Source organism: Dietzia cercidiphylli, assembly GCF_014145145.1.
GTDB lineage: Bacteria > Actinomycetota > Actinomycetes > Mycobacteriales > Mycobacteriaceae > Dietzia > Dietzia natronolimnaea.
Genome location: NZ_JAALEA010000310.1, coordinates 1 through 7,666 on the forward strand (window position 1 = coordinate 1; position 7,666 = coordinate 7,666).

General features: G+C 67.5%; 7 protein-coding genes. All 7 read right to left on the reverse strand.

From position 1 onward, the window contains the following. Positions 1-67: 67 nt before the first annotated feature. Positions 68-1,351, reverse strand: a complete 1,284-nt coding sequence (locus G6028_RS11370) for an ABC transporter substrate-binding protein (RefSeq protein ID WP_179524136.1) — start codon at positions 1,349-1,351, stop codon at positions 68-70. Positions 1,352-1,382: 31 nt separating this feature from the next. After that, a complete protein-coding gene (locus G6028_RS11375; protein ID WP_179524135.1) occupies positions 1,383-2,609 on the reverse strand; it encodes a branched-chain amino acid ABC transporter permease in 1,227 nt (408 codons plus the stop codon). Further along, complete coding sequence (locus G6028_RS11380; protein WP_179524134.1) at positions 2,606-3,493, reverse strand: branched-chain amino acid ABC transporter permease; 888 nt, start codon at positions 3,491-3,493, stop codon at positions 2,606-2,608. The genes G6028_RS11375 and G6028_RS11380 overlap by 4 nt, the downstream gene beginning before the upstream one ends. Then, positions 3,490-5,325 carry an AMP-dependent synthetase/ligase gene (locus G6028_RS11385; protein WP_182658919.1) on the reverse strand — a complete coding sequence of 612 codons (1,836 nt, stop codon included), beginning with the start codon at positions 5,323-5,325 and terminating at the stop codon, positions 3,490-3,492. Before G6028_RS11385 ends, G6028_RS11380 begins: the two co-directional genes overlap by 4 nt. After that, positions 5,325-6,137, reverse strand: coding sequence for an ABC transporter ATP-binding protein (locus G6028_RS11390; RefSeq protein WP_182638973.1), 813 nt, complete (start codon positions 6,135-6,137; stop codon positions 5,325-5,327). The genes G6028_RS11385 and G6028_RS11390 overlap by 1 nt, the downstream gene beginning before the upstream one ends. Then, positions 6,134-6,922 carry an ATP-binding cassette domain-containing protein gene (locus tag G6028_RS11395; protein WP_182658920.1) on the reverse strand — a complete coding sequence of 263 codons (789 nt, stop codon included), beginning with the start codon at positions 6,920-6,922 and terminating at the stop codon, positions 6,134-6,136. The genes G6028_RS11390 and G6028_RS11395 overlap by 4 nt, the downstream gene beginning before the upstream one ends. Positions 6,923-7,234: 312 nt before the next feature. Continuing rightward, a partial coding sequence (locus G6028_RS11400; RefSeq protein ID WP_182658922.1) for a precorrin-6A/cobalt-precorrin-6A reductase occupies positions 7,235-7,666 on the reverse strand: 432 nt, incomplete at its 5' end.

The following is a 7,666-nucleotide window of genomic DNA, read 5'->3' on the forward strand; positions in this document are numbered from 1 at the left end:
AGCCGGCCGCCCGTCGACAGTGGTCGACGGGCGGCCGGTATCCGCTGAGAGGATCACCTCAGGGCGGTCACATCAGGTAGCACGCCTCCGTGTACTCGAAGTCGGCCGCCGTGGGTCCCTCGTACCACTCCTCCTCCAGGACGAGGCCCGTGGGACTGCCCGGCTCGATCCGGTTGATGATGCTCGAGCGGGACGCGTTCTCGTTGACGTCTCCCGAGTAGTCCCCGGCTCCCTCCGCGAACATCCCACCGGTGTCGACCCCCGTCAGCGAGTCGACCGACTCGTAGAGACCGCTTCGGGTGAGCTCATCGTTCTCGACCGCTTGCTCCAGGAGTCCGTGGATGACCGACGAGGCACCCCAACCCAGGACGAACCAGTCATCGGGCTCGGTCCCCATGGATTCGGCGACCTCCCGCATCTCGATGTGGCCTTCCGAGTCGTGGCCCCACGGAGCCACCGCTCCGGCGTGCAGGTAGCGCGCCTCGAGTGCCGGCGCGGCCTGGCTTCCCATCAGACCGGCGCTCCACGTGGGAGTGGAACCGATGAACTGGCCCTCGAACCCCTGCGCGACGGTGGCACCCACGATGGCGCCGGTCTCGATCGCACTGGTGGAGAGGACCACGACGTCCGGTTGATCGGCCAGGATCCGCTGGATCACCGCGGTCTGCTCGTCGGTCCCGCCGGGGGCCGTGGTGTACCGGGTGAACTCGACACCGCGTTCCTCGGCGGCGATCTCCGCGCCCTTGGCGGCGTCGTCACCGTAGTCACCGGGGAAGTGCACCGCGCCGACACTCGTCGCGTCGAAGTTGTCGACGGCGTAGTCCACCATGTTCATGGCCTCGGCACAGTAGCTGGTGCCGAACTCCATGACGCCCTCCTCGAACAGCCAGTTCGACCCCAGGGATGCGGGGACCGTGACGATGTTCTGCTGCCGGGTGTCGTCGAGGATGCCGTTGGTGTGGGCGGTGCCCATCGAGTGGGCCAACATCAGGACCTGGTCCCTGATCTCCCGGTACTCCTGGGAGTGGGTGGTCTCGTTGTAGGCGTTGTCCCGGACGTGGGTCACCATGTCGACCTCGTAGTCGCCGATGCCGCCGTTCTCGTTGACGTTCTGCCAGTAGGCCTGGGAGCCCTCGATCATCGGGGCGCCGATCGGTGAGAACGGTCCCGTCAGGTCGGTGATCGCTCCCAGGTAGATGCAGCCCTTCGAGTCATCGATCGCCTGTGGGCACGGTTCCTCGGTGACGCCGGCGACCTCGGTGTCTCCGCCGTCGTCGCGGCCACAGCCCGCCAGGACCAGGGCGATCGCCGACAGGCCGGCCACCCCGCTGCGTAGTGTCTTCGACTTCATGGTGTTCTCCTCAGGTGTTCAGTGGGTGGGTTCAGTAGGTGAACGGGAAGCTCTTCCAATACATCCGCATTCGCAGCCACACGCCGTACAGACCGCGCGGTTCGAACAACAGGAACGCCACGATGAGGCCGCCGTACAGAATCGCCTCGACCTCGAAGATGTTGGGGCTGGCGTTGGGTGCAGTGGAGATGAACGGGAACAGGTGGGCGACCTCCGCCGAGATCCGGGGAAGTGACGCGATCAGCAGGGCGCCCATGATCGACCCGGAGATGGTCGCGGCCCCGCCGATGAAGACGATGGCGACGAACTGGATCGACATGATCAGTCCGAACTGCTCCGGCCCGAAGTGTCGGTTCGCGACGAACAGCAGTGACCCGCACACGCCGGCGTAGAACGACGAGACCGTGAACGCGATGAGCTTGTAGCGCGCCAGGTCGACGCCCATGACACCTGCCGCGATGTCGCGATCGCGGATCGCCCCGAAGGCGCGCCCGATCCGCGAGCGGGCGATGTTCCGGGCCGCGAGCGCCCCGATCAGGAGGAGTGCGAGGAAGAACCAGTACAGCTTCTGGTCCGAGGTGAACGCACTGTCCAGGGTGAGGTCGTTGCCGAACACGACGGGGCGCGGTGCTTCGCGACCGACTCCCGGCCCCCCGGTGACACTCGACCACTCGGTGAAGATGTAGGTGCCGAGGAACACGAGGCCCAGCGTCACCACCGCGAGATACAGACCCCGCAGCCTGGTGGCCAAGGGGGCGACGACCACCCCGCAGAGCGCCGCCATCGCACCCGCGGCGATGATCCACACCGGGACGAAGGTGATGCCCAGGCCCAGTGCGCGCCCTTCGGGATCGCCGGCCACCACCGATGCGGTGTACGCCCCGACCCCGACGAAGAACGCGTGGCCGAGGGAGATCTGACCTGCGTAGCCGGTGATCAGGTTGAGCCCGATACCGCCGATGGCCAGAACGAGTCCCAGGCCGAGGATCCGCAACAGGTCGTCGCTGACGTTGAACGGCAGGAGTACCGCGATTCCGATGAGTATCGCGGCGCCGACCGCCTTGGCGCGCGTGTTGAACAGCGCCTGTTCCTGCCGGTAACTGGAGTACAGCTCCGGCCGACCGCGGGGCCGTCCGAAGAAACCGGTCCGACCTCCGGCCCCCGACTGCGACGTCGGGGATCCCGATGCGGACCCGGCCGACCCGCGGGACCCGCTCGAGGTATCGGATGGGTCCGCTGAAGATACGAGATGGCTCATACCCGTTCCACCTCCTTGGTGCCGAACAGTCCGTGTGGCCTGACGAGAAGCACCGCCAGCATGATGATCCAGGGCATCAGCGGTCCGAGATTGGTGGTGAGTTCCGGGAACCACTGGTTGTGATAGGTCGACACGACGGCCTGGGCGATACCGATGGTCAGGCCGCCGATGATCGCGCCACCTATCGAGTCGAACCCGCCGATGACGATCGCGGGCAGTGCGATGAGTCCCACCAACCACAGGGTGTTGCCGATAGGACCGCCGGTCGCGGCGAAGATCCCCGCGATCGCGGCCAGCGCACCGGCCATCGCCCACGACAGCGCGAAGATCAGGCTGGCACTCACCCCCTGGGCCATCGCGGCCTCCTGGTCGGAGGCGACCGCCCGCATCGCCAGGCCGACCGAGGAATACCGGAAGAACAGCAGGAGGGCGATGACGATCACCGTGGCGGTGACGAACGCCGCCACGTGCCTGTGTTGGACGACGACCCCGGCGATCACCGAGACGTCGGTTCCCCACGGGTCCCCGACCGACCGCGGTTGAGAACCCAGGAACATGCCGGCGATCGTGCGGAGGACGATATCCAGTCCCACGGTGATGATCGCGATGATGAACACCGCCTTGCCGATCATCGGTCGGATCGCCGTCCGTTCGACCAGCAGAGCCACGACGCCGATGGCGACCACCCCGAGGATCGCTCCGACGTAGAAGCCCATCACCGGAGCGAGGAAGCTGACGATGATCGCACCGGACATGAGGAACGCGGGCTGCGCGAAGCTGATAACGCCGGTGGCCTTGAAGATCATGACGAAGCCGATCGCGACGAGTGCGTAGATGGCACCCGAGCCCAGACCGACGCTCAGGGCACTGAGAAACTGGGTCATCGTGCCCCCTCGTACAGCTCGTCGACGAGGTCCGCGAACATCCCCGTCACCGCCGAGCGCTTGACCTTCTGGGTCGCGGTCAGCTCGCCCTCGTCGTGATCGAGTTCCTTGGGCAGCAGTGCGAACGCCTTGACCTGCTCCACGGCGTTGAACCTCTCGTTGGCGGTGTCGACGACCCCCTGCACCAGCTCGCGGACCTCGGGTTTCTCCGTCAGGTCGCGGTAGGTGGTGTAGGCGATCCGTTTGCGGGTGGCCCAGTCGCCGACAGTGTCGAGCTCGATCCCGATGAGCGCGGTGAGGAACCTGCGGCCGTCGCCGATCACGAGGGCCTCCTTGATGTAGGGGGACACCTTGAGGGCGTTCTCGACCTCCGACGGGGACACGTTCTTGCCGCCGGCGGTGATGATGATGTCCTTCATCCGGTCGGTGATCGTGACGTGGGTCCCGTCGACCCATTCGCCCACGTCCCCGGTGTGGAGCCAGCCCTCGGCGTCGATGGTCTCGGCCGTCTTCTCCGGGTTGCGCCAGTACCCGGCGAACACCGCCGGGCTCCGGACCAGGATCTCGCCCGTGGTCTCGTCGATCTTCAGCTCGGTGCCCTCGTGGGGCTCACCCACGGTTCCGAGCTTCACCCGTCCGGGCTTGTTGGTGGTGGCGATCGCCGAGTTCTCGGTCATCCCGTAGAGCTCGTGCATCGGTACACCGATCCCCATGAAGAACTTGAGCACCTCCGGGGCGATCGGCGCAGCTCCGGAGACCGCGTAGCGCGCGTACCGCAATCCCGTCCGGACCCGCAGCGCCCGGTACATGCAGATCCACCCCAGCACGTACCACGTGCGGCTGGCCGGGGTGTGCCGGCCGCCGTTCGAGACCAGGGCATCGCCGATCCGCTCGGCCCGCGCCAGCCAGAAGCCCGACCACTTCCGCTTGAGCCAGGTGGCGTCCTCCAGACGAATCTGGGCCGAGGCCAGGAGTTTCTCCCAGATCCGCGGAACACCCATCACCAGGGTGGGCTGCACCTCCTGGAGGTTCTGGGGGACGGTGTCGATGGACTCGGCAAACGTCACCTGGAGCCGGCTCGCGCAGCTCATCCAGGTGGTGAAGAAGCGCTCGGCGACGTGCGAGAGCGGGAGGTAGGTGAGCACGTAGTCGGACGGTCCCGGCGGCGGATCGGACGTCCCCCCGCGGGTCATGACGGTGTCGATAGCGAACTCGACGTTGGACGTGGTGAGCATGGCTCCCTTGGGCGGGCCGGTCGATCCCGAGGTGTAGACGAGGGTGATCAGGTCGTCGGGCTGTGCCTGCTCCATCCGCCGGTTCACCGCCCCGTCGTCCCTCTGACGGTGCTCGCGACCGAGTGCAAGGAAGTCGTCCCAGTAGATGAGGCGCTCGTCGTCGTAGTGTCCCCGGATCCCGCGCGGCTCCAGGTACACGATGTGCGCGAGGTCCGGACACTGGTCGGAGACCGCCAGTGCCTTGTCCACCTGTTCCTGATCCTCTGCCACCAGCAGCCTGACCTGGCTGTTCTCCAGCAGGTATCCGACCTCCGCGGCCGGGTTGGTCGGGTAGACCCCCACGCTGACGCCCCGGACGGCCACTGTCGCGATGTCGCAGATCAGCCACTCGGGCCGGTTCTCGCTGTGGATGGCGACGCGGTCCTGGGTGTCGATCCCGAGCGCGATGAGCGCGTGCGCGACGTCCTGGATCTGGTCCCAGTACTGCGCCCAGGTCGTCGGTTTCCAGACACCCCGGGACTTCCTCCGCAGTGCCACGTCGCCGGGGTGGGCGGCGGCGTTGTCGCGGACCCGCGTGGCCAGAGTGGTGGTGCTCATCAGCTCCCCCCTCCGGACGCGGGCGCCGCGGCCTGGCCGCCCAGGTAGGCCTCCACCACCGCCGGGTGACTCTGGACCTCCGCGGGGGTGCCGAGGGCCAGCGGGGCGCCGAAGTCGATGGCCAGCACGCGGTCCGCGATGTCCATGACCAGACTCATGTCGTGCTCGACGAGGATCATCGGGGTCTTGAACTCCTGTCGGATCGAGAGCAGGAACCGAGCGGTGTCCTCGGTCTCCTCGAGGTTCATCCCCGCCACGGGTTCGTCGAGGAGGAGGATCTCGGGTTCCATGGCCAGCGCCCGCCCCAGCTCGATGCGTTTCTGGATGCCGTAGGGCAGCAGCCCCACCGGGAGCTTGCGCCACGCCTGGAGTTCCAGCAGGTCGATGATCTCCTCGACCGCGGCGCGGTTCAGTTCCTCCTGGCGTCTGGCCGGCCCCACCCAGGCGATCGCCGCGAGCGTGCCGTAGCGGAACTTCACGTGCCGGCCCAGCATGAGGTTGTCGACCAACGTCAGGTTGGCGAACAACTCGACGTTCTGGAACGTCCGGGCGACCCCCAGGCGGGCGATCTTGTGCGGACGCATCCCCAGGAGCTGTTGTCCCCTGAGCTTCACCGACCCCTGCTGCGGCCGGTACACGCCCGAGAGGACGTTGAAGATGCTGGTCTTCCCGGCGCCGTTGGGGCCGATGATCGCGAAGAGCTCGTCCGGGTTGACGGTGAAGTCGACGCCGTCGATCGCCTTGAGGTTCCCGAAGGCCAGGCTCACCTGCGAGAACTCGACGACCGGGGTGGAAGTGGACGGGTTCGTCATGACGCCCACCTCTTGCGCCGCCGGTACTGTTTGACGTCGCGGTAGGACGTCGTCTCGTCGGAGTCCGAGCGCGCGCCCAGGTAGAACTCGCGGATGTCGTCGTTGTCGAGCAGGTCCGCGGCGGGCCCGTCCATGACCACGCGGCCGGTCTCCACCACGTACCCGTGTCGGGCGATCGACAGCGCCATCGCCGCGTTCTGCTCGACCAGCAGCACCCCGGTCCCCTGCGAGTTGATCTCCACGATGATGTCCCGGATCTGCTCCACCATCTTGGGCGCGAGGCCCAGGCTCGGCTCGTCCAGCAGGAGGTATCGCGGTGCGGACATGAGCGCCCGGCCGATCGCCAGCATCTGCTGCTCGCCGCCGGACAGGTAGCCGGCGACTCGCGACCTGCGCTCGTGGAGGACGGGGAAGAGCCCGTAGACGCGATCGAGGCCCTCGCGGAGGTGGCGGCGCGTGACGTGCGCGCCGATGCGCAGGTTCTCCTCGACCGAGAACTCCTTGAAGATCCGTCGCCCCTCGAGGACGTGCTTGACGCCGTGTCGCGCGATCGCGGGTGCGCTCAGCGAACCGATGTCCTCCCCGTCGAGGGTGACCGACCCCTTGGTGATGGCCCCGTTGTGGACATCGAGTAGTCCGGAGAGGCTGCGCAGCAGCGTCGACTTGCCGGCTCCGTTCGCGCCCAGCAGCGCGACGATGTGGCCGTCCGGCACGTCGAAACTCGCACCTCTGATGACGAGCATCGCGTCGTCGTAGACGACCTCGAGATTACGAACTGATAACACTCGGCCTCCTGGTGTGATGGAGACCACACTATTCTCAGGTGTCCGAACATTTCTGTGTTTAGGCCGATTTCTCTGATCATGTTCTCGGCGGCGCCGGGCTGGGCGAAGTCCCTGCGGGTGGCGCCGGAGTCGTGATACGTGAGGCCGGTCCACCGTCCTCGACCTGATTGACCTGCGACGATGCAGACCCGCGCGAGATCGGGTCCGGCGAGGACGGACGCGGCCAGGCGAGGCGTCGATCGTCTCTACACGTGTGTTAACCCCGTCATCGGACCCTGTGGATCGGCCCGGAACCCGGCGTCCGGAGCCTCCTCAGGCCAGGGTCCCGACCCGGTCGACGGCGGACACCGCGTCGGCCACCACCTCTACACCCGGAGCGGCCCCCGGGCGGCGCACCACGACCACCGGCACCCCGAGTTCGGCGGCCACCGCCATCTTCGGCCAGGTGTGCACGCCTCCCGAGTCCTTGGTCACCAGCACGTCCGCCCGGTGCGCGGTGAACAGCGCCCGCTCGCCCTCGGCCGAGTAGGGACCACGGTCGAGCAGGAGCCGCCACCGGGCGGGGATCGTCCCCTCGGGCGGGTCTACCACCCTCACCAGCGCCTCGCGGGTGGCGAGCGGACCGACGAACCTCGCTAGTGACTGTCGGCCGACGGTGAGGAACGGGCGGCCCCCGAGGTCCGCGGCGGCCGCCGCCGCCTCGTCGTGCCCCGACACCCAGTGCCACCGGTCGGCGCCGGGGGC

Excerpts from the sequence above, each read along its gene's own strand:
- G6028_RS11370 (WP_179524136.1), bottom strand. The coding sequence starts at position 1,351 with ATGAAGTCGAAGACACTACGCAGCGGGGTGGCCGGCCTGTCGGCGATC.
- G6028_RS11375 (WP_179524135.1), bottom strand. The coding sequence starts at position 2,609 with ATGAGCCATCTCGTATCTTCAGCGGACCCATCCGATACCTCGAGCGGG.
- G6028_RS11380 (WP_179524134.1), bottom strand. The coding sequence starts at position 3,493 with ATGACCCAGTTTCTCAGTGCCCTGAGCGTCGGTCTGGGCTCGGGTGCC.
- G6028_RS11385 (WP_182658919.1), bottom strand. The coding sequence starts at position 5,325 with ATGAGCACCACCACTCTGGCCACGCGGGTCCGCGACAACGCCGCCGCC.
- G6028_RS11390 (WP_182638973.1), bottom strand. The coding sequence starts at position 6,137 with ATGACGAACCCGTCCACTTCCACCCCGGTCGTCGAGTTCTCGCAGGTG.